The 20551-nt window shown below is 64.2% G+C and carries 22 protein-coding genes; 10 read left to right on the top strand and 12 right to left on the bottom strand.

Going from position 1 to position 20551, the window contains the following annotated elements:
* Positions 1-8: 8 nt before the first annotated feature.
* Positions 9-1361, top strand: a complete 1353-nt coding sequence (locus AC50X5_RS12630; protein WP_494976441.1) for an MFS transporter — start codon at positions 9-11, stop codon at positions 1359-1361.
* Between the two features lie 17 nt (positions 1362-1378).
* Here AC50X5_RS12630 and purN read toward each other — a convergent pair whose 3' ends face one another.
* Positions 1379-1951 (bottom strand): phosphoribosylglycinamide formyltransferase, encoded by a 573-nt coding sequence (gene purN / locus AC50X5_RS12625; protein WP_494976440.1) that lies wholly within the window; start codon positions 1949-1951, stop codon positions 1379-1381.
* A 39-nt stretch (positions 1952-1990) separates the two neighbouring features.
* Here purN and AC50X5_RS12620 point away from each other — a divergent pair, with 39 nt between their 5' ends.
* Positions 1991-2422 (top strand): hypothetical protein, encoded by a 432-nt coding sequence (locus AC50X5_RS12620; RefSeq protein WP_494976439.1) that lies wholly within the window; start codon positions 1991-1993, stop codon positions 2420-2422.
* A gap of 25 nt (positions 2423-2447) precedes the next feature.
* Here the strand turns inward: AC50X5_RS12620 and AC50X5_RS12615 are convergent, their stop codons facing one another.
* Both AC50X5_RS12615 and AC50X5_RS12610 read right to left on the bottom strand, forming a co-directional pair.
* The gene (locus AC50X5_RS12615) at positions 2448-3758 is read right to left on the bottom strand and encodes a cell division protein PerM (RefSeq protein ID WP_494976438.1); all 1311 of its coding nucleotides are present in this window, start codon (positions 3756-3758) and stop codon (positions 2448-2450) included.
* Positions 3759-3839: 81 nt separating this feature from the next.
* Entirely contained in the window at positions 3840-4505 is a 666-nt protein-coding gene (locus AC50X5_RS12610) for a hypothetical protein (RefSeq protein ID WP_494976437.1), read from the bottom strand.
* A 183-nt stretch (positions 4506-4688) separates the two neighbouring features.
* Here AC50X5_RS12610 and AC50X5_RS12605 point away from each other — a divergent pair, with 183 nt between their 5' ends.
* The 3 genes from AC50X5_RS12605 to AC50X5_RS12595 are packed head-to-tail and all read left to right on the top strand — an operon-like array spanning position 4689 to position 7911.
* A complete protein-coding gene (locus tag AC50X5_RS12605) occupies positions 4689-5939 on the top strand; it encodes a glycosyltransferase family 4 protein (protein WP_494976436.1) in 1251 nt (416 codons plus the stop codon).
* A 1-nt stretch (position 5940) separates the two neighbouring features.
* Positions 5941-7320, top strand: a complete 1380-nt coding sequence (locus AC50X5_RS12600) for a UDP-glucose dehydrogenase family protein (protein ID WP_494976435.1) — start codon at positions 5941-5943, stop codon at positions 7318-7320.
* A 39-nt stretch (positions 7321-7359) separates the two neighbouring features.
* Positions 7360-7911: a dihydrofolate reductase family protein gene (locus AC50X5_RS12595; protein ID WP_494976434.1), complete on the top strand. Its 552-nt coding sequence runs from the start codon at positions 7360-7362 to the stop codon at positions 7909-7911.
* A gap of 63 nt (positions 7912-7974) precedes the next feature.
* On the opposite strand, the gene AC50X5_RS12590 is transcribed toward AC50X5_RS12595, so the two are convergent.
* From AC50X5_RS12590 to AC50X5_RS12570, 5 genes are all read right to left on the bottom strand, one after another.
* Complete coding sequence (locus AC50X5_RS12590) at positions 7975-8808, bottom strand: SDR family NAD(P)-dependent oxidoreductase (protein WP_494976433.1); 834 nt, start codon at positions 8806-8808, stop codon at positions 7975-7977.
* A 138-nt stretch (positions 8809-8946) separates the two neighbouring features.
* Positions 8947-10557 carry an alkaline phosphatase D family protein gene (locus AC50X5_RS12585; RefSeq protein WP_494976432.1) on the bottom strand — a complete coding sequence of 537 codons (1611 nt, stop codon included), beginning with the start codon at positions 10555-10557 and terminating at the stop codon, positions 8947-8949.
* Between the two features lie 69 nt (positions 10558-10626).
* On the bottom strand, positions 10627-11175 hold the full coding sequence (locus AC50X5_RS12580) for a hypothetical protein (protein WP_494976431.1): 549 nt from the start codon (positions 11173-11175) through the stop codon (positions 10627-10629).
* A 381-nt stretch (positions 11176-11556) separates the two neighbouring features.
* Positions 11557-12150, bottom strand: coding sequence for a DUF6318 family protein (locus tag AC50X5_RS12575; protein WP_494976430.1), 594 nt, complete (start codon positions 12148-12150; stop codon positions 11557-11559).
* A 322-nt stretch (positions 12151-12472) separates the two neighbouring features.
* Complete coding sequence (locus AC50X5_RS12570; protein ID WP_011690916.1) at positions 12473-12676, bottom strand: cold-shock protein; 204 nt, start codon at positions 12674-12676, stop codon at positions 12473-12475.
* Between the two features lie 307 nt (positions 12677-12983).
* Here AC50X5_RS12570 and AC50X5_RS12565 point away from each other — a divergent pair, with 307 nt between their 5' ends.
* Positions 12984-13367 carry a TfoX/Sxy family protein gene (locus tag AC50X5_RS12565; RefSeq protein WP_494976429.1) on the top strand — a complete coding sequence of 128 codons (384 nt, stop codon included), beginning with the start codon at positions 12984-12986 and terminating at the stop codon, positions 13365-13367.
* Between the two features lie 131 nt (positions 13368-13498).
* On the top strand, positions 13499-15085 hold the full coding sequence (locus AC50X5_RS12560; protein ID WP_494976428.1) for an alkaline phosphatase D family protein: 1587 nt from the start codon (positions 13499-13501) through the stop codon (positions 15083-15085).
* 103 nt (positions 15086-15188) lie between these two features.
* Here the strand turns inward: AC50X5_RS12560 and AC50X5_RS12555 are convergent, their stop codons facing one another.
* Genes AC50X5_RS12555 through AC50X5_RS12545 form a run of 3 tightly spaced genes read right to left on the bottom strand, consistent with a single transcriptional unit; the run spans position 15189 to position 17307 of the window.
* Positions 15189-15791: a hypothetical protein gene (locus AC50X5_RS12555; protein ID WP_494976427.1), complete on the bottom strand. Its 603-nt coding sequence runs from the start codon at positions 15789-15791 to the stop codon at positions 15189-15191.
* Positions 15792-15836: 45 nt separating this feature from the next.
* Positions 15837-16520 (bottom strand): sortase domain-containing protein, encoded by a 684-nt coding sequence (locus AC50X5_RS12550; RefSeq protein WP_494976426.1) that lies wholly within the window; start codon positions 16518-16520, stop codon positions 15837-15839.
* A 22-nt stretch (positions 16521-16542) separates the two neighbouring features.
* The gene (locus tag AC50X5_RS12545) at positions 16543-17307 is read right to left on the bottom strand and encodes a hypothetical protein (RefSeq protein WP_494976425.1); all 765 of its coding nucleotides are present in this window, start codon (positions 17305-17307) and stop codon (positions 16543-16545) included.
* Positions 17308-17590: 283 nt separating this feature from the next.
* Between AC50X5_RS12545 and sigK the strand changes: the two genes are divergently transcribed.
* The 3 genes from sigK to AC50X5_RS12530 all read left to right on the top strand — a co-directional run bounded on the left by sigK (position 17591) and on the right by AC50X5_RS12530 (position 19805).
* The gene (sigK, locus tag AC50X5_RS12540) at positions 17591-18211 is read left to right on the top strand and encodes an ECF RNA polymerase sigma factor SigK (protein WP_494976424.1); all 621 of its coding nucleotides are present in this window, start codon (positions 17591-17593) and stop codon (positions 18209-18211) included.
* Position 18212: 1 nt separating this feature from the next.
* Complete coding sequence (locus tag AC50X5_RS12535; protein ID WP_494976423.1) at positions 18213-19094, top strand: anti-sigma factor; 882 nt, start codon at positions 18213-18215, stop codon at positions 19092-19094.
* Positions 19095-19349: 255 nt separating this feature from the next.
* A complete protein-coding gene (locus AC50X5_RS12530) occupies positions 19350-19805 on the top strand; it encodes a DUF4383 domain-containing protein (RefSeq protein ID WP_494976422.1) in 456 nt (151 codons plus the stop codon).
* 183 nt (positions 19806-19988) lie between these two features.
* On the opposite strand, the gene AC50X5_RS12525 is transcribed toward AC50X5_RS12530, so the two are convergent.
* Positions 19989-20441, bottom strand: a complete 453-nt coding sequence (locus AC50X5_RS12525) for a MepB family protein (RefSeq protein ID WP_494976421.1) — start codon at positions 20439-20441, stop codon at positions 19989-19991.
* Positions 20442-20551 lie beyond the last annotated feature (110 nt).

The raw sequence follows: 20551 nt of genomic DNA, 5'->3' as shown, positions 1-20551 counted from the left end.
AGGCTTACATGAACACATACACCGCGGTTCCCAGTGGTGAGCAGGTTGTCCAGGAATTGCCGTGGCGCTGGAAGGTTCAGGGGCGGATCTTCCTGATTGGCGGGCTCGGCTTTATGTTTGACGCCTGGGATGTGACGCTCAACGGTATCCTCATTCCGCTGCTGTCCAGCCACTGGTCCCTGACCCCGGGTGAGGCCGGCTGGGTCGCCACGTCCAATCTCATTGGCATGGCACTGGGCGCATTTGTGTGGGGCACCATCGCGGACACCATCGGGCGCAAAAAGGCGTTCTCGGCCACCTTGCTGATATTCTCGCTCTTCACCGTGCTGGGCGCGTTCTCCCCCGACTTCGTCTGGTTCTGCATCTTCCGGTTCATGGCCGGCGTCGGGCTGGGTGGCTGCATTCCGGTGGATTACGCGTTGGTGGGTGAGTTCACCCCGCGGAAGCAGCGCGGCAAGGTCCTGACGGCCATGGACGGCTGGTGGCCCATCGGCGCTGCTCTGGCGGGCTTTGTCTCGGCCGGAATTATGGCCGTGTTCGCTGATTGGCGGTTCACCATGCTGGTCATGGTGCTGCCCGCGCTGCTGGTGTTCTGGGTCCGGCGCAGCGTCCCGGAATCCCCGCTGTTCCTGATACGCAAGGGCCGCCGGGAGGAAGCGTCCGAGGTCATTGATGGCCTGGTCAAGGCAACCGGCGCCGCTCCCCGCGCCTACAGCCTGCCGGACGCACAGTCAGTCCCCCGGCTCTCGCCAGGAAGCGCCTGGACGCAGCTGCGGGCTGTATGGGCGTTCAACTGGAAAATCACCGCCGCCTCGTGGGCCCTGTTTTTCAGTATCCTGCTGGTCTACTACCTGGCCCTGACCTGGATGCCACGGATCCTCATTGGCGCCGGCTTTGCCGAGTACAAGGCGTTCGTCACCACGGCGTCCATGGCCGCCGTCGGGCTTCTGGGCGTTGTAGTTGCTGCCCTGCTGGTGGAACGGGTTGGCCGTAAGTGGATCCTTGCCATCACGGGTCCAGTCTCCGCGTTGACCCTGGTGATCGTGGCCTTTGTGGTGGACATCCCCTCGGCCGCAGTGTTCTGGCTGCTGGTGTTCGGCTTTGTGGTCCAGATTGCCATCCCGGTGCTGTATACCTACGTCTCCGAGCTCTACCCCACCGAACTGCGCGGTTCCGGTTTTGGCTGGGCCTCCACGTTCTCCCGGATCGGGGCCGGAATTGGTCCCCTGGTGTTTGCCAACTACTTCTGGCCTGAGCTGGGGCTGGCAACATCCTTTGTGCTGGCGGGCGGACTGGTGGTCATTGCCGTTATGTGGATGGCGTTCTTCTCGCCGGAAACGAAGCAGCGGCGGCTGGAGTAATCAGCCAGTAAGCACGATCAGCTGGAGGGTTCAGCCGCCAGTGCAGCCAACGTGGACACCAGCAGGCGCCGCTCCACCACCTTGATACGTTCGTGCAGGGTTTCCTCGGTGTCGTTCGGCTCAACCGCCACAGCTTCCTGGGCGACGATTGGCCCGGTGTCCACGCCGGCGTCCGCCCAGTGCACCGTGCAGCCGGTCACCTTTACGCCGTACGCCAGCGCATCGCGGACGCCGTGCGCGCCGGGGAAAGACGGCAACAGGGCGGGATGGGTGTTGAGATACCGGCCCTGGAAGGCATCGATGAACGCCGGGCTGACGATCCGCATGAATCCTGAAGACACGACGACGTCCGGGGAGTACGCAGCCACGGCCTGCGTCAGCGCGGCGTTCCAGTCGGCCCGCTCCGGATAGTCCTTGAAGTCCACAACAAATGTGGGGATCCCGGCGGCCGCAGACCGCTCCACGCCGTACGTGCCAGACCTGTCCGCTCCCACGGCGGCGATCTGCACAGGCAGTTCTCCCGACTGAACGGCGTCGATGACGGCCTGGAGATTGGAGCCGGTTCCGGAAACAAGGACTACGATGCGCATTGGTCAAGCTTAATGGCAGGCTCGCGTAGGCTGGAAAACATGAACAACACCCCGGATCCGGCCGGTTCCCCGCGCACTAAAGAACCGCTTAGCGAAGCTGCCAAGGCGTCCCGGATGACCACCCACAGGCTGTTCCGGGTCTTCATCCTGACCGTCCTGGGCTCGTTTTTCATCTTCCAGCTGGACGTCAATTACCTGTGGCTTTCCGCCGTGCTGACGGTGGTGAGCATTGCTTTGGGAATCGTCCTGCTGGTGCGGTCGGCCAGGTCTAAAGAGTCCCGGCTGGTGCTGTTCGGAACTATCGCCGGCCTGGTGCTCTCCGCTGTTATGGTGCTGCTGGTGCTGGTAACCGCGCTGTTCTTCACGGCCATCACCGAATACCAGGAGTGCGCCCGCTCGGCACTGACCCAAAAAGCTGCATCCACGTGCCGGATCCAGCTCGAAGACGCGCTGCCCTCGCAGGTCCGCTGACTTTAGAGACCTGCACGACGGCGGCTCACGCGTTAAGAAGCCCGGCCTCCTGGACCAGTTGCCGGCGTTCGAGCCACGGCCCGGCAGCATAGCCAATGACGACGCCGATACCCACTTCCGCAGCAATCCAGATCCCCATCCACACCGGGTCCGGGCCGATCTGCGTCAGCCGGCCGATGCCCACCGAGCCGCCGGCGATCCAGGCCAACAGCGCCGACAAGGCACCGGCAACCACCCCGATGATCGCCCCGAGGGCAAGGGTGGACGCGGACGCGGTGAACCAGCGGGCATCCACCTTGATAGCCAGCCACTCGTCAAAGTGATTCTCACCTTCGCGCAGGAACCACCAACCGCCAAGCATTCCGGCCAGGACTGGCACCACCAGCGCTACGAAGCCGTAATCCAGGCTTCCTGCCGGGATCGCGGCCAGCAGCGGTATGGACGGGAGTGGTCCCGTTGCGGTTCCAAGCGCCCCGAGTTGCGAGCCCATGCCCAGCATGAACCCGGAACCGGACACCCACGCCAACGCGTACACGGCAAGGTTGGGGAGGAAGCCGAGCTGCGCCATGGTAAGCACGGCACCCCCGGCAACACCGGCGTCGAGCGCCTGATAGACCGAGATGATCAGGTTCCAGTGGACAAACAGGTCCACTACCAGCAGGGCCGAGGACAGTGCCAGCGCCGCCATGACCGCCACGAAACCGGCCTTCGCCGCCGAGGAAAGGTATGAACCGGCCCAGCGAGAATGCTGGCTGGTGGCCGCTATCCAGTCCACGGCATCGACGCCGATTAGCCGGCTCCACGAGCCGGCTTCGCGGCGGGCGCCCACCACCATCCCCAGCGCGAACGGGATGAGCGGCATCAGCATGGCGAACCAGAGATTAATCGTGACGTCGGCCGTCCGGCAGACAAATCCGGTGGCGGCTCCGAAGGCGGAATAGACGGCCCACGAGCCCAGGAGGGCCTGCCACAGCTGGTCGGTGTAGGACGCGCGGGCCAGTCTGCGGCCGGCGCGCCATGCCAGCAGGAACGGAAGGAGGGTCAGGCCCAGCGGAACCAGGGACAGCGTTCCGCCCATGCCTTGGGCGGTGGCCGCTCCACCAAAGGCCGCGAGCTCCATCGGCACCGCGTGGATCAGCAGCCACGCCTGGCCTGCCAGCCTGGCCACAAAGTCCGGCTGCTGGCTGGCGAAGCCGCCGGTCAGCCAGACGAGCGCAATCGGGGCGGCAACCATAATGGCTGAGATGATGGCTGCCTGCGCGGATTCGAGGGCTCCCTGCAGCCACAAGGGCATGGGCAGGCCACGGTCTCCGGTTTGATCAGCACGCAGTTTCATCGGTTTCCATGGTGTCACGGAAGGGACCACGGCCGGGGCTTCAACGCACCTCTGAGGAGGGCCGCTTGGGCAACGATCGATCTACCACAACTCGTAATCCGAGGCGCTGATCATGAAGCCCTGGCCGGTCCGAAGGTGAGCACATTTCATGGACTCCGGGGCGCGTTCACAGACCATGTTCCCAATCCGCACAGTCTGGCCGTCGTCAATCATGGGCCCGGCAAACGTCTGCCCTGCGGCCGTTTCCCGCTCCATGGGCGATACACCGTGCCCGCAGATGCCGTATTGGGACCCTGCCTGGCCCGTGACTACTGCGTAACCGCCGTAGTACTGCTCCGTTCCCGTGCACAAACCCTTCAGGTCAGCCGGCCGCGGGGCAACCTCGGTCAGCAGGTAGCAGGCGGCCCCGTCCCTGTCGATGGAACACTGCATGTCCTTGGCCGGCGACTGCACCACCACCGGCAGGCTCCCTGCCCACGGTTTTATGTTGACCTGCGGCAGCATCTGCTCGGCCCGGTTCAGCGGCCGGGATGCGGGCGCCGTTAGGTCGGGCGCGCCGGACGGGGTCACGGAAGGAATGCCCGACGGCGGGACGGCACCTGGTGCCGGAACTGCTGCACGCTGGTCGCTGAGCTGGAGCATTCCGACTGAGTCGTTGGCCGGCATCGGGACCTCGACGCTGCAGCCGGCGGCCAGCAGCACGAGGGCTGGCGCCAGCAGGAGGCGGAGGATTCGGCGGGCTGTCATGATCGTCCCAGTTCACCAGAGAATTCCCTGTCTGTCGGTGGGGAGAAGTGCCCATGGGCCACTCTGGAAGGACAGCGAAAGGCCCGCGCCTGCTCGCCGGCCAAGCCAGCTGTTCACCGAAGCTTTCCCTCGGCGTCACGCCCTTTCCCCCGCCGCGTCAGCCCCGGATCGCACCGTGGAGGGGTGAGGATCGCAATTGTTGCCGAATCATTCCTGCCGTTGATGAACGGGGTTACGCACTCCATCCTGCGGGTACTGGACCATCTGCAGGAACGGGGCGACGACGTCCTGGTGATCGCACCATCCACCCAGGATTCAGCCGCTTCCGATGTTGTTACCGGGGCCCTTATCCACCGGGTGCCCGCTGTTCCGCTGGCCGGGTATACGAACGTGCGCGTGGCGATGGGTGGTGTGAGCCGGGTCAAGCGAATCCTTGCCGACTACGCACCTGATGTTGTCCACCTTGCGTCGCCGTTCGTGCTGGGCTGGCGGGCAGTCCAGGCCGCCCACCAGCTGGGCATCCCCAGCGTGGCCATTTATCAGACCGAGGTGCCCAGCTACGCGGCCCGCTACGGCGTTCCGTTCCTGGAGAATTGGGCCTGGAACCGGGTGGAGAACATCCATCTGATGGCCACCCGGACCCTGGTGCCCTCCACGTTCGCGCTGAACCAGCTGCGCGGCCGGGGAATTCTGAGGGTGGGAATGTGGCGCCGTGGGGTTGATACTGAGCGGTTCAGCCCGGACAAGCGCGACGACGGCTGGCGGGCTTCGGTGGCCCCTGACGGTGAGCGGATCATCGGCTATGTAGGCCGGCTCGCCGTCGAAAAGCAGGTGGAGGACCTGGCCGCCCTGGCCGGGATACCTGGCACCAGACTGGTCATTGTGGGCGACGGGCCGCAACGCACTGCCCTTGAGGAAGTGTTGCCAGGGGCCGTGTTTACCGGTTTTCTGGGCGGGGAGGCGCTGGCCAGGACCGTGGCATCGTTCGACCTCTTCGTCCATCCCGGCGAGCTCGAAACGTTCTGCCAGACCATCCAGGAAGCCATGGCATCGGGTGTGCCGGTGGTGGCGACCGGGCGGGGCGGGCCCTTGGACCTCGTGGAGAATTCGCGCACGGGCTGGCTTTACGAACCTGGGAACCTCGCTGCGTTGCGCGGCCATGTGGAGGACCTGATTGGCGATGACGCCAAGCGCCGGGCTTTCGCTGCTGCGGCCCATGATTCGGTTCAGGGCCGGACCTGGCCCGCCCTCAGCGCCGACCTGGTGGAGCACTACAAGGACGTGATCGCCGGACGTGCGCTGCAGGAGCATGTGGTCGCTGTGGGCGGTCCGGCAGTTCGAACGGCCGTTTTCCCTAAGCCGGTCTTCCCTGGGCCGGCCTTCCCCAAGCCGGAGGCGGCTTCGCTGCCTGCCCGGCAGGACGTGAGGAACTGACATGAGGATTTCCGTTATCGGCTGCGGCTACCTGGGTGCCGTCCACGCGGCAACACTGGCCTCGATGGGTCACACCGTGGTGGGCATCGACGTCGACGCCGGCAAGGTGGACCACTTGGGCCGCGGCTTCGCACCGTTCTTCGAACCTGGGTTGGAAGAGCTCCTCGGGGAAGGACGCGCTACCGGCCGGCTCCGGTTCTCCACCGACTTCGCCGACGCGGCCGCCGCCCAGGTGCACTTTCTGTGCGTGGGGACGCCGCAGTCCAAAACGTCCGACGGCGCCGACCTCAGCTACCTGTTCTCCGCCACCGAGGCGCTGCTCCCGCACCTGGCCGCGGGCGCCGTCGTCGTCGGCAAATCAACGGTTCCGGTGGGCACCGTGGAGCGGTTGCGCGGGGTCCTGGCGGCGCGGCCGGACGTGCGGCTGGGCTGGAACCCGGAGTTCCTGCGGCAGGGCACAGCGGTGAAGGATTCCCTGGTGCCGGACCGGCTGGTGTACGGCGTCGACGGCGGGAAGGACGCCGGACTGGATCCTGTAAGCGGAGCGCCGCGCGGTGTCACTGCGGCGCTGGACGCGGTCTACGAACCGCTGCTGCACGCCGGAATTCCCCGCCTGGTGTGCAACTTCGCTACGGCCGAGCTGATCAAATCGGCGTCGAACGCGTACCTGGCCACGAAGGTCAGCTTCATCAATGCCATGGCCGAACTGTGCGACGCGTCAGGCGCCGATGTGACCGAACTGGGCGAGGCGATGGGCATGGATCCGCGGATCGGCGGCCGGTACCTGCACGCCGGTCTGGGCTTTGGCGGTGGCTGCCTGCCCAAGGACATCCGCAGTTTCCGTACCCAGGCCCTTGAACTGGGTGTGTCGTCTGTGGAGGAGTGGATGGGCGTGGTGGATTCAATCAACCTGGGCCAGCGCTCACGGACGGCCGGGCTCGCAGCCTCGCTGTGCGGCGGATCGGTTTCCGGCCGGATGGTGACGGTGCTGGGCGCGGCCTTCAAACCAGATACCGACGACATCCGCGATTCCCCCGCCCTGGACGTTGCCCTGCAACTTGCCGAGGCCGGCGCCCATGTAACGGTGACGGACCCGAAAGCCATCAACCACGCGTGGATGCGCTTCCCGCAGCTGCGCTTCGAGCAGTCAACGCAGCGGGCCCTTGACGGTGCCGAGCTGGTGCTGCTGCTGACGGAATGGGATGAATACCGGGCGCTCTCCCCCGTCACCGCAGGCAGTCTGGTGCGACGCCGGGCGATACTGGATGCCCGCAACGTCCTCGATGCCGCTGCCTGGCGTGCTGCCGGGTGGACAGTGCGCGGCCTGGGTACCGGGGCTGGTGTTGCTGCGCCCCTTCCGCGGACCTCTGCGGCCCTTTAGGGTGAAGCTGACCGTTGATCCCGTCCGTAGAGGATTCTTATGCGTAAGTTAACAGCCGGCCTGTTCCATTCGGTGGACGGCGTGGTGTCCGATCCTTTCCTGTGGCAGTTCGATTCCTTCGACGACGAACTGGGCAACGGCATGGACGAGATGATGCGCCGGGTTGACAGTGTGGTGCTGGGCCGGGTGAGCTACCAGGAGTGGGCCGGCTACTGGCCTACGGCTCCTGTGGACCAGGACTTCGCAGGCTTCATCAATCCTGTTCCCAAGTATGTCGCGTCAACCAGCCTGACCGGCCCGCTCGAGTGGGAGAACTCGCACCTGATGGATGCCCCCTTGGTAGAGTTCGTGGCCAGGTTGAAGGAGTCCGACGGCGGCGAGATCGCTGTGTGCGGGAGCATTTCAGTGACGCGTCAACTCCTCTTTGCCGGGCTGCTTGATTCACTGACGCTGATGACGCATCCCGTAATCGCCGGCAGCGGACGCCGGTTGTTCGAACCCGGCGATCCGCAGACCAGGCTGACCCTGCACGATGAGTACCGCACCAGCAACGGGAACCTCGTCAGCACCTACGGCCTGCTGGCCTCCTGACCATTCCCTGGACGGCAGGCCCTGCAAACCCCTTGCGGGTCAGCCGCCTTTCGAAGCGTGGGGTCAGGCCCTGACCAGCTCCGCGCTGCGCTCCCACAGGACGCGGGCGAGGTCAGCGTCGTAAGCCTGTTTGTTTGCCTTCGCCAGGGCACGCTTCGCGTAGTACGCGCCGGACACCCAATCCGTGCCGGCAGTTCCGTTGACCAGCCAGATCAGGGTGTCCGCTCCCTCATCCGGGCTGAGCATGAAGCGATTGAGCAGCGTAGTGTAGATATGCCGCATGGCGCTGCTGGACTCACTGGCGAAACTGGTGCGCACCACCCCGGGGTGGAACGCCGCCGTCGTAATTGAGTTTCCGCCTGAGGTTCCCGGGCCGAACCTGCGGTGGAGCTCGGAGGTAAAGAGGATGTTGGCCAGCTTGCCGGTGCCGTAGGCGCGGTTGGTGCTGTATTTGCGTTCGGAGGCGAGGTCCGACAGGTCCAGGTGGCCAAAGCCGTTGGCGGCGCTTGAGGTGTTGATGATCCTGGCGGAGCTGGCGAGCAGCTTATCCATCAGCAGCGTGGTGAGCAGGAACGGGGCCAGATGATTGACCTGGAAAGTGCTTTCGTGGCCATCGATGGTGAGCTGGTGCTTACCCATGATGCCTCCGGCGTTGTTGGCCAGGACGTCAATTCGCGGGTAGTTTTCCTGCAGTTGCGAAGCCAGGGCACGGACCTGGGCCAGCTCAGAGAAATCTGCCAGGAAGTAGTCGGCATTCAGTTCAGTGGCGATGGCTTTGGTCTTAGTCTCAGAGCGGCCCACGATCACCACCTTGTCGCCAGCCTTGGAAAACGTACGTGCAGCTGCTGCTCCGATGCCGTCGCTGGCTCCGGTGATGACGATGGTTCTCTGCTCCATGAACTTCCTCTGCTAGGCCGGTAGCCGCAGCGCATACACACGGACATCTGCCGGTACAGCTACCTGCTGGTACAACGCAGGATGACCGGGCAGTGTTCCGCTGCGTCCACCGGACCGCGTTGGACGCAGCGGTAACACTTAGCGCTCGGGGTTCAGCGACTTGCCCCAGAGGACGGCGCCGGTGGCGTCGCGGAGGGTAACGGTGAAGACGTCGTCTTCGTCCAGGTCCACGTGGCCGAAGTACTGGCTGGTACCCGTGCGTGGCGATTGGTTCGCGTAGGCGCCGGCTTTGAAGAACGCAACCTCGGGACCAAAGGTGCCGTCCAGGCCGCTTGGTCCGAACGTACCTGCGTTGATGGGCCCGGCCACGAACTCCCAGAACGGATCGAAGTCACGGAACGCGGCGCGTTCGGGTGCGTAGTGGTGGGCGGCGCAATAGTGGACGTCGGCCGTGAGCCACACGATGTTTTTAACCCGGTTGCGCTTGAACGCTGCGAGCACCCGGGCGATCTCCAGCTCCTTGCCCGCCGGCGCGCCGTTGTCCGCGTTGGCCAGTGATTCCTGTGCGGCGCCGTCCGGCACGATCAGCCCCAGCGGCAGGTCTGCAGAGATCACCTTCCAGGTTGCCCGCGAGCGGCTGACCTCCTTGATCAACCAGTCGGCCTGCTCCTGGCCGAGGATGGCGGTGAGGTCAGCTTCCTTGCCGTCCGTGTTGGGGTCTTTGAAGCTGCGCATGTCCAGGCAAAAGATGTCCAACTGGGGGCCGCGGGAGATTTTGCGGTAGATGCGGGCCGGCTCGAAGCCGGTGCTGCCGTCGCTGAGCTGGGCGATCGGCTGGTACTCCTGCCAGGCCTGGCGGCCGCGTGCGGCGAGGACGTCCACGTTCCGCTCGGTGTAGCGGGCGTCGGCGATGATCTCGCCCGGGTACCAGTTGTTGTGGGTCTCGTGGTCATCCCACTGGGCGATGACCGGAACCTCTGCGTACATGGCCCGGACGTTGGCATCCATGAGGTTGTAGCGGTGCCGGCCACGGAACTCGTTGAGGGTTTCGGCCACCTTGGACACTTCCTCGGTGACCAGGTTGTGCCAGATCTGCCCGTCCGGCTCGATGACCTGGGCAGCGATGGGGTTGTCCGCGTAAATCGTGTCGCCGGAGTGGATGAAGAAATCCGGGCGGGTGGCGTGCATGGCAGCGTAACCGCGCATGCCGCCGATGGCTTCGTTGATGCCCCAGCCCTGGCCGGCGGTGTCGCCGGACCAGACGAAGCTCTGGCGCCGGGGTGTCCTGTCCCGCTTCATCGCGGACATGTCAGGGGCGGTGGTGAACATGCCCTTCACCGTTTCGCCCGCGTAGCCGTCCGCGTCCTCGAAGCTCAGAGAGAGGTCGAACCGGGTGCCGCCGGGCAACCGCTCAGCCAGGATTTTGGAGGTGAAGTCCGATGCCTCACTTGCGGTGGTGCCGCGAAGTACCCGGTGGAAGGCGCGGCCTCCGCGAAGGGGCGTACCGGCGTCGTCAACGGCCAGAAGGTTCGCCACCAGCCGGCCCGCACCGGAGGCACGCGACCAGAGCACACCGGAACTGGTGGTGACGTCGCCCGTGGCAATACCGTACGGGAGGGTGAGCCGGTTGCGGACCAGCGGAACGGCCGGCGGGCGATTGGCTGCTGTGGCGGCAGTTGCAGGAACGACGGCGGCACCGGCGGCTGCCAGCGCTCCCTTCAGGACGGTGCGGCGATTGAAAGCAGTCATGCACCTATCGTGGCCGGGCCCGGTGAACCCGTGGCGACGGCAAGGTGAATAGGCGGAGGGAATTGCAGGTTACCTGGTCCGGCAGCCTTCACCCAGCGGATTGACGTTGCAGTCGTCCGCGTAGTTCCTGGTGACCGAGCGCCAGACCTGAAGCGTCTGCGGAGCCGACGTAAACTCACCCGTGCCCGTGATCGGGAGCGCTGGACCGTTGTTCACGGAGTAGGTCCCTGTAAATGACGTGGTGACGGTGACGTCGAAGTTACCGGTGGTGCTGTACGCATGGCTGGTACGGGTTTTGGTTCCCCATTCAGCTTCCGGGAGGGGGCCGCCGTGCGTTGCACTGGGTCCGAGAGTGGTGCCGTCGCCGTAGTTGAACGTGTACTGGGCGGGTGTTGCTGTGAGGTGGACCTGCTGGCCGAGGATGGTGACGTCGAACTGCTGCTCAGCGGCGCTAGCAAAAACGTTGGTCTCCGCACCGACGAGGGTGTGCGGGGACGGCTGGGCTGAAATGACGCCAGCCGCTACTGGAAGATTGCGGAAGTCCTCAAGAATTCGGGCGGCGATGCGGGGCAGAACGTCTTCAGGCTGGCTGTCATAGAGGCAGGTGGGGCCGCCCATAGCGGTCCACTCGGTCCAGGTTGGATTTGCAATGGATTTTGGCGCGTACCGCCAAATAACCAACGTGCCTTCGGTGCCATCCTCACGCGGAGGGCATTGTGTTCTGTCGCAATTCGCATGGAGGGTGTCTTCGCCAACCTGGCAGGCGAAGATGTAGTCGTACCGATTGGGATCGTCGTTGACTGGCGCGCCAGGGGCGGCTTCAACCATTTCGCCCGTCACGGGGTTCAGAGTCCAAACGACTATGCCCTTACCGGCGTTGTCGAATTGTCCACCTGAGGAGGACTTGGCTGGCCCTTCGGCAACGGCAGGGACAATAGTCGCAAGTACAAGTAGCAGAAGCGCCAAAGTGAATGAGAATAAGGACTTCACTCTCAGGCCCTATCGCAGTGGGTGCATGCCATCGACCGACCAGCCGCCGTTGTAGGTCGCAATTACCACAACAGCGCTATTGCCCGCTGAGCTTGCCGGCTTCTGTTCAGTACCACTTGGCGAATAATAAGTGGTGGGCTCCTGAATGACCTGAACGGCTACTTGCTGCGTAGGTTTCGAAGGCGCGAACTCCGTCTCCACGCTCCCTAGGGTTATCAGAGCGCCTGCTTGCCATCCTCCTGGCTCATAACTTTCATCAATGTTCGCTTTGATGTTGGAGCAATAGTCGCAGCCGGAGCGCCACAGAGCACTCCAATTCGTCAGGTCACCCGTCTCGTATCCGTAGTTCAGCAGCTCAAACCAGTACTTCGTGAACGCCTCCAGCCCTGCCTTCGAGTTCTCGTCGGCCAGGGCAGGCTTCACGGGAACCGGAACGTTCTGGGCCTTGCCGGAAGCGTCCGCCGGCTTGTAGGCAGCGGTCGGAGTTGGCGTAGGCGTCGGAGTCGCCGAGGCAGCAGTCGACGTCGATGTCGGCTCCGCTACCGGGCCCTCTCCGCCCTGGCAGCCCGCCAGCACCAAGGCGCCGGCGGCGAGGAACGCCACAACCAGGCCTCTTGGTCGGGACGAAAGAGCAGTACGGATATTCATAAATGTCCCCCAGACATTATTGAGAAACGGAAGGACCGTTAAAGCTCAAGGTAGAAAAAGCAAAGCTGCTGAAGCAAGGGTAACCGTGCGCCTGCTGGGCCTCTCAAAGTTATCCACAGCCCGGGCGCTGCGCGCAAGTCAAGCAGGCAAAATATAGTGGTGGCCGCCGTCGCGCTCTGCCCGCACCCACCCTCTTGCGAGTTAAACAAAAAGCAGGGCCGGTTCGCAATGAACCGGCCCTGCTCGGAAACCTTACGGTTCCAGAAGATCTAGGAAATTAGATAGCCTGGATGTTCGTTGCCTGAGGACCCTTGGGGCCCTGCTCGGTTTCGAAGGAGACCTTCTGGTTCTCTTCGAGGGAGCGGAAGCCGGAGGAGTTGATCGCAGAGTAGTGTGCGAAAACGTCCTGTGAGGAGTCATCGGGGGAAATGAAGCCGAAGCCCTTTTCAGCGTTAAACCATTTGACGGTGCCAGTAGCCATTATTTTTGTCCTTCTTGAAGGTGGAGGGAAAGTCCCGACTTTCGGGCCCTCCGGCGTGGGGTGTTCAAAACCGCTTCTTCAGAAGAACGCGGACTTTCGACCGCGCTTACTGCCTGAATTACTCACTGCATAAACACAACAACAAATATGACTATACAGGACTTCCTCCCAGAAGCCATAGCCGGGGAGGTTAACTTCCGGGGTCGGTGCCGAGGAGGGATGAGCCTATTCCCGAACCGGCAGCTTCGGCATACTCTTCTGGCAGGTCAACAGCTGCGGCTGACGGCGGCACACTAAGGAGTCAACGATGGACATGCCCAAGGCGTCCGAGGCAGACAAGAACCGTTTCCTACGGGCCATGCCTCAGCATCCGGACGTTGTGGTGAAGCCGATGTTCGGCAACCTGGGCGCCTTTGTGAACCGCAATATGTTTGCCGGCCTTTTCGGCACGGTGGTCGGCGTCAGGCTGGCTCCCGCCGACAGGGCAGAGCTGGAAAGCAGCGAAGCTACCGTTCCCTTCGGCCCTGAGGAGCGGCCCTTGGGAGAGTACACCGGCCTGCCGAAAGCGTGGCAGGACGGGAACTACAGCGAACAGACGGCCGACTGGGTGAACAAGGCTTTCACGCATGTCGCGACCCTGCCTCCTAAGCCTCCCAAAGCGCCCAAAACAAAGCTCACCCAACGCCCGTAAGAACACCGAATAGCACCAATACGAGGCTCCGCAATTTCACAAATCGCGCCATCCTGATGCTGGCCCTCCGTTCATATTCGATTCACTTGGTCGTCGGCAGGCGTCCAATCTGCCTGCATACGGTCGAATCCATGGAAAACATTTCACGCAGGTCCCTGCTCTCTGTTGGCCTCGGCGCCGGCATCGTCGCCGCGGTACCCGGTGCCGCCGTCGCGGTTTCCACCGCCGAAGATTCCGGCCTCAAAACTGACCCCTTTACGCTTGGCATCGCCTCGGGCGAGCCGTGGCCTGACGGCTTTGTCCTCTGGACCCGCCTCGCCCTGAACCCGCTCGCCGAGGACGGCCTGGGCGGCATGCCCAACCGCAGCGTCACTGTGGCGTGGGAAGTCGCCGAAGACGAAGGAATGCGGAAGGTGGTGGCGCGCGGCGTCGAGCGCGCACGAATCGAGAGCGGCCACTCAGTGCACGTGGAACTGCGCGGACTGCAGCCCGGCCGCGAGTACTACTACCGGTTCCGCGCCGGACGGCATCTCAGCGCCGTCGGCCGCACCATGACCAGCCCCGCCCTGCACGAAACACCGGCGGCCCTCGCCATGGCCTTCGCCAGCTGCTCACAGTACGAGCACGGCTACTTCACCGCTTACCGCCACCTGGCCCAGGACCACCCGGATCTGGTCCTGCACCTGGGTGACTACCTCTACGAATACAAGAAGGACAGCTACGTGATCGGCGGCGGCAATCCGCGCGACCACGAAGGTCCGGAGACCACCACACTTGCCGGGTACCGCCAGCGCCATGCGCAGTACAAGTCCGACGCCGATCTGCAGGCAGCGCATGCCGTGGCACCGTGGCTGGTGGTGTGGGATGACCACGAGGTGGATAACAACTGGGCCGATGAGATCCCGGAGAACCGTGACGCCAACCAGCTGAACGACACCACCGAGCGCTTCCGCCAGCGCCGGGCTGCAGCCTTCCAGGCGTACTACGAGAACATGCCGCTGCGCACGTCCTCGGTGCCGGCCGGTTTCGATATGAAGATCTACCGCACGCTCCAGTGGGGCCAACTGGCTAACTTCCACATGATGGACACCCGTCAGTACCGCGATGACCAGCTCGCCGGCGACGGCTGGAAGAAAAACGTGGCCGAACGCCTGGCCGAGAACCGCACCATCACCGGCGCGGAGCAGGAACAGTGGCTGCTGAACGGCTTCGAGAATTCCACCCAGCGCTGGGACATCCTCGGCCAGCAGGTGTTCTTCACCGAACGCGACCGCGCCATGGATCCCGCAGTCGACGACGTCTCCATGGACGGGTGGGATGGCTACGCCGCTTCCAGGCGGAGGATCACGCAGGGCTGGGTGGACGCGAACGTGCGTAACGCCGTCGTGCTGACCGGCGACGTGCACCGCAACTGGGCTGCCGACGTCAAAATCGACTACAAGGATCCCGAGTCCCCGGTGGTCGGCTCCGAACTGGTGTGCACGTCCATCACGTCCACCGGAAACGGCTCCGGATCCACTGTGGACCCGGTCATGGCGTGGAACCCGCACTTGAAGTTCTACAACGACAACCGCGGCTACGTGAACACCACCATCACCAAGGACTTCATGCAGGCGGATTTCCGGGTGGTGAGCCACGTGACCACTCCAGGTGCCCCCGTCTCCACCAAGGCCTCCTACGAGATCCTCGACGGCGTCCCCGGCTTGCAGGCCAAGTAAAAAGGCCAAGCCTTAGGGCAGGAAGCACGACGGCGGGCGGCCGGTTTCGAACCGGTCGCCCGCCGTCGTCCCCTCCAGCGGGGAATGAATCAGAGCGCAAACCCTAGGGGTGCTCAATCCAGCAGCCGAGGATGGTGGTGGACAGCTGGTAGGCGAAGGCATTCTTGGTGATTTTCTCCGGACCCAGCTCGTTGGGCAAGTCGGAGGCGTTCACCTGCAGGATCATCCGGTCCTTCTGGAACACCGCAGAGCCGTCAGCAGTTTCGTAGGCCGGAAAGCCCAGGTTCGCCAGCCCCTTAATGGGCTCGGCCTCCTTGGCCAGGGCCTGCATTGCGTCAAAGTACTCAAGGGCTGCAGCCTCATCCTTGGCTTCCTGAACGGTGATGTCCAGGTCCCCCTGGTCAAGGTGGTACGTGCAGCTGAAGGTACTGTTGGCCCAGTCATTGATGGTGTGCGGTTCTTCGGCGAGGCCCAGGATGGACACTACATTGCCCATCACCTGGTCCCCGCAAACCATCTTGGAGGCCTCCATAGGGCCATCGGCCGTGGTGGAGCCTGCAGGGGTGAGGCTCTCAGAGCCGGCGCCGTGGGCAGCGTGTCCGCCGTCGTGCCCGCCATTTCCGCCGGACCCTGCTGCACAGCCTGTGAGCAGCAGGGACGCGGCGGTCAACAAGACCAGTGCGTGCTTACGGTTGTTCATTTCCATGTCCATCCTTTGCCACGCACCCTAATCAGGGGGGACAGTGTGTTGTCAGGCCTTGAGCTTGGCGTAGATCACGTAGTTGTCGTTGAAGAGGCCGGTGGCGGCGTCGTAGCCGTCGCAGGTGATGAGCCGCAGCTCGGATCCTGGCGTGTTGCCGTAGACCTCGAAGGTGGGAAAGCTGTTTTTGCTGTACAGCGCCCCGCGGTCCACGGTGAACACCGCAACGCTGCCGTCAACGCGGGTCACGTTGATCTCGGCCCCCGGCGTCAGCTGCCGCAGGTCCGCGAAAACACCTTTGGCTCCGCCTAAGGCATTCACGTGGCCCAGCAGTACGGAGGGTCCGCGCTCCCCCGGTGTGGGTGACCCGGTGTACCAGCTGGCGGGTGCTCCGCTGCCGGTATCCTGCGGAACCTCAAGGGAGCCGTTCTCCCGCAGACCCAAATGGATCAGGTCGTTGCGGAGGCCAATCGAAGGAATAGCCACCGTGACCGGTGCCGATTCCGCCAGAACAGGCGGCTTCGCCGGAGCGGGGGCGGCTGCCGGAGCAGGTGGAGGGGTGGTGGGAGCGGGGGCCGACGGCGTAGCCGGTTCCGCAGAAACTGAAGCGGAGGCGGTAGGCGCGGCTCCGGCGTCGGGCATTGCGCTGCCGCAACCGGCCAGCGCCAGCAGGAGCAGAGCCCCGGCCGCCGCGGAGGCAACAGGGCCTCCGCGGCGGCCGGGAATCTTCCTCATGGTAACCAGTCCTGGGAGGGGCTTAGGCTACGGCGGTGCGGCGACGGATGACGTAGGCTCCGCCGGCAAGTGCGGCCAGAACCAGTCCGCCACCCAGTGCCAGGGTGCCGGTGTCGGTACCGGTCTCGGTGACGCCGGTGTCAGCGCCGCCAACAGGCATGGCCATTCCTTCGGTCAGGGTCCCACACAGAGCGGGTGAGGTAGCGGCCAGGGGCAGTTCCGGAACCAGATCGCTCTTGGCTTCGGCGCCTGCCTTGGTCAGTGTGGCGGGATCAAGGCCGTGGACAACGACGACGGCGGTGCCGGCTTCGAGGGCTGCCTTGGTTTCGGCGTTCAGCTCGAACGTCCTGTCGATGGTGTAGCTGCCGCCCTGACCGGCGACCTTAAGGTCAAGGCCGGCTGCGGGGCTGGTGTCACCGCTGGTGGAGAGGGTGGTGACGATGCCGCCGTAGTTCGGGGCGCCTTCGGTGGTGGAGATGACGCCGTTGCCGTCTGCATCAACGGAAGGGTCCGGGCAGGTGCCCTGGGCGCCGCCGTGGATGTGCTGGACGTGCGGGTACGGCGCGTCCATGAAGGTTTCGGCCAGGCCGGAGACCTGCAGCACCGCGTGGGCTTCATTGCCGTTGACGTCCACGGTGATGGTTCCTGATGCCGAGCTGCCGTTGATCTGCCCCAGGGTGGACTGGTAGGAGTGCGGACCGTCATGAGCCATGGCCGGAGCGGTGGAGAGAGCCAGTGCGCCGAGGGCCAGGGTGGGGACTGCCATGTAGCGAAGTGTCTTGTTCATTTGAAAAATCTCCTCATACAACTGCAAGTGATGTGGTCGCTTCCCCGGAAGGGGACACAGGTGCTTCGGATCACGTTTCCGGTCGGATGGGTCCGGATGGAAAAAAGTTTTTTCCATCGCCCGAGGCTGGATCGGTTTTTGTCGCTGCACTGGATTCGTGACCGCACGCACACCGATCCAAACGGCCCGCAGCGCCGAATACCCTGTACAACCCTCAAGACACATGGAGCGGCAGGTGAAATAAGTGAGTACGTTACAGGCGAGCGTCCTATGCTGGACAGTGATGGAAACTCCCAATGCTTCGAACTCTGCGCCTTCGGCCGACGCCGTCCCCGCGGGGCCCGGTGCCTCCCCGGACCTGAACAGGCAACTGGGCGGGCTGCTGACCCGGATGGCCGACGGCGACACAGCAGCCTTTGCTGAGTTTTACCGGCTGACTTCCCGCCGCGTCTTTGGCATGGCGCGGCGCGTCCTGGTGGACGTGGAGCTTAGCGAGGACGCCACCCAGGAGGTTTACCTGCAGGTGTGGCAAAAGGCAGCTAGCTACAACGCGGCAGCGGGCACTCCGCTGGCCTGGCTCATGACCATTTCACACCGCCGCGCCGTAGATAAGGTCCGCTCCGCGCAGGCTTCCACGGACCGCGAGGCCAAGTATGGAGCCAACAGCCAGGAGATCGATCACGATTCGGTCTCCGACGAGGTGGGCAGCCGGCTCGAGGCCGAGGCCGTGGTGCGCTGTCTGGGGACCTTGACGGAGACGCAGCAGGAATCCGTACGGCTGGCCTACTACGGCGGCCTGACCTACCGGGAAGTTGCCGAGCGCTTGAATTCCGCAATACCAACTATCAAATCCCGGATCCGGGATGGATTGATCCGGCTTAAGACCTGTTTGGAGGTGAGTTGAGATGAACAGCATGGACTCGAACGACGGCGGTACAGCCTTCCGCGGTTTCGCCGCCGATATTGCCACTGACCTGGAGGCAGGCCGAGCGGTAGAGCTGGCGGAGATTTATGCGCTGGACGCCATTGACCATGACGAGCGCGATGTGATTGACACCTACATCTTGGCCGCCCCGCAGGCTGAGCGCGAAGAGTTCAACGAGCGGGTCCGCCAGGCACGGGAAACGCTGGCGCGGGCTTTTGCCGTGGAGGAAGAGCCGCCCGCCGGACTGCTGGAACGAGCCCTGGCACAACTACCGGATGCCGCCTCAGGGAGGCCGGCTGCGGTGACACCTGCCGACGGAGCTGCCACCGCACCTGCTTATGCTCCGCCGTCGGCCGCCGGACATCAGCCAATAGATGACCTGCAGGCGGCCCGGCACCGCCGGGAAGAACGACGCAACCCGTCCGCCGCCCGAAAGTGGCTGATCGGCGCTGTTGCTGCCGGCGTGCTGACCTTGGGCGGGCTGGGTATTGGCTCCTATGTGGTCACCCAAAACGATCCGGTGAACCAGGTCCTGCAGGCGCAGGATGTCCGCGAAGCGACGGTGGCCGTATCCGGCGGCGGTACCGCGACGGTGGCGATCTCCGAATCCAGGGACGCCGTGGTGTTGCGGATGAAGGATGTCCCGCCGCCGCCCGAGGGCAAGGTTTACCAGATGTGGTTGATCCCCGAAGACGGCTCCGCGCCGGTGTCCCAGGGTCTGATGGAAGCCGAGGCGTTGTCCACCCCGGCCGTAGTCACTGGAATCGGCTCCGCCGCCGCACTGGGAATCACGGTGGAACCTGACGGCGGATCTCCATCACCCACCATGCCGACGGTTGCCGCAGCCCCGCTGGGCGCCTAGCCTGCCGTACGCCTGACGGCGCACGCCTGAACCTGTAGCGGGTTTCGAAGCCCGGGTACCAGAGCCTTCCAACGAGGCTCAGGTACCCGGGCTTTGTGCTGTTCCGGCTACACCTTGGAACCCCACTGTAGAAAGTTCTTCTCGATGACCCATCCGTTCTACGGAGTGCATCGAATGAATGGCGTAACCCCTTTGGAACGGCTGGCGAACACAAGCCTCTGCTCCATAAACAGCTACCGCATCCAGGAGATCACCATGGCTACTCACACACATTCCCGAACCACCACCGGCCGCACCAACGTCCAGAAGGCATCCATGGCCGTCGGCGCCGTGTTCCTGCTGGTCGGCGTACTGGGCTTCATCCCCGGCATCACTGCCAACCACGATCAGCTGCACTTCGCCGGCGCCCACTCGGAGGCCCTGCTGCTGGGCCTGTTCCAGGTATCGGTCCTGCACAACATCGTCCACCTGCTCTTCGGCGTCGCCGGCCTGGTGCTGGCCCGCAGCACAGGCGGTGCCAGGTCCTTCCTGCTCTACGGCGGCATCATCTACCTGGTCCTGTTCGTCTACGGCCTGGTGGTCCCGCAGGATTCGGCCGGAAACTTCGTGCCCCTGAACAGCTTCGACAACATCCTGCACCTGGCGCTCGGCGTCGGCATGATCGCCCTGGCCATGATCCTCACCCGGGGCCGCAGCAGCCTTCACCCGTAACCCTCCGCCGCGGCAGGTCCCGCGCAGGAAAAGCCCCGGCAGGTGGCGGCAGATGCTCTTCGGAGCGTTTGCCGCCACCTGCTTTTGTCATGAATTTTTCTCTCTGATTCGATGGCTGCCCGTTGGCTGATCAATGCCCGGCGGCGGGTGAAGCGGCACGGATGGGCGGCTGGAGGCGTTCGCCTAGACGGACAGTTCAGCGAACCCGTGCGCCTGCGCCTTTTGCGTGCGTGCCGCCTGAGGGTTCAACCCGCCGCACCACGCAGGGTAGACCCGGAAACCGCGCTTGCCCCCGCCGGCGGCGGAGCTGGAGACACCGAGGCCGGCGAGCATCTCGCGCGGAAACCGGAACACCCCGGACCTGCCCTCGTGCTCAACAAACACCAGCAATCCGTCCACCGGTTCATTGAACGGGAATGGTTCCGTCGAGCCGTCCTGCGCGCGCCGCCAGACCGAAACGAATGCTCCCGGCTTGGTTGGTGTGACTTTTGCCGTTCGGATCCGCCAACGCTGCCCGCCGATAGTGGCAATTCCGGCCTGGTACTCCGCATTCTCCAGCTCCGCTTCGACGCTGTGCCGGACGTGGGCGGGGTCCAGTACCAGGCGGGCGTAGGCGGCAAAGGAGGTGAATAGCACGCGCCCATCCTGCCACAGGCATTTGTGAGTCCCCGGGATAAAACAGGGTGCAGGCACTGCCGGCGTTGTTGTCCAACAAACGCGTCACACCGGTAGGCTGGGAATTCCTG

It is taken from the genome of Pseudarthrobacter sp. MDT1-40-2 (assembly GCF_059383595.1).
This window is presented reverse-complemented; position numbering and strand designations above follow the sequence as displayed.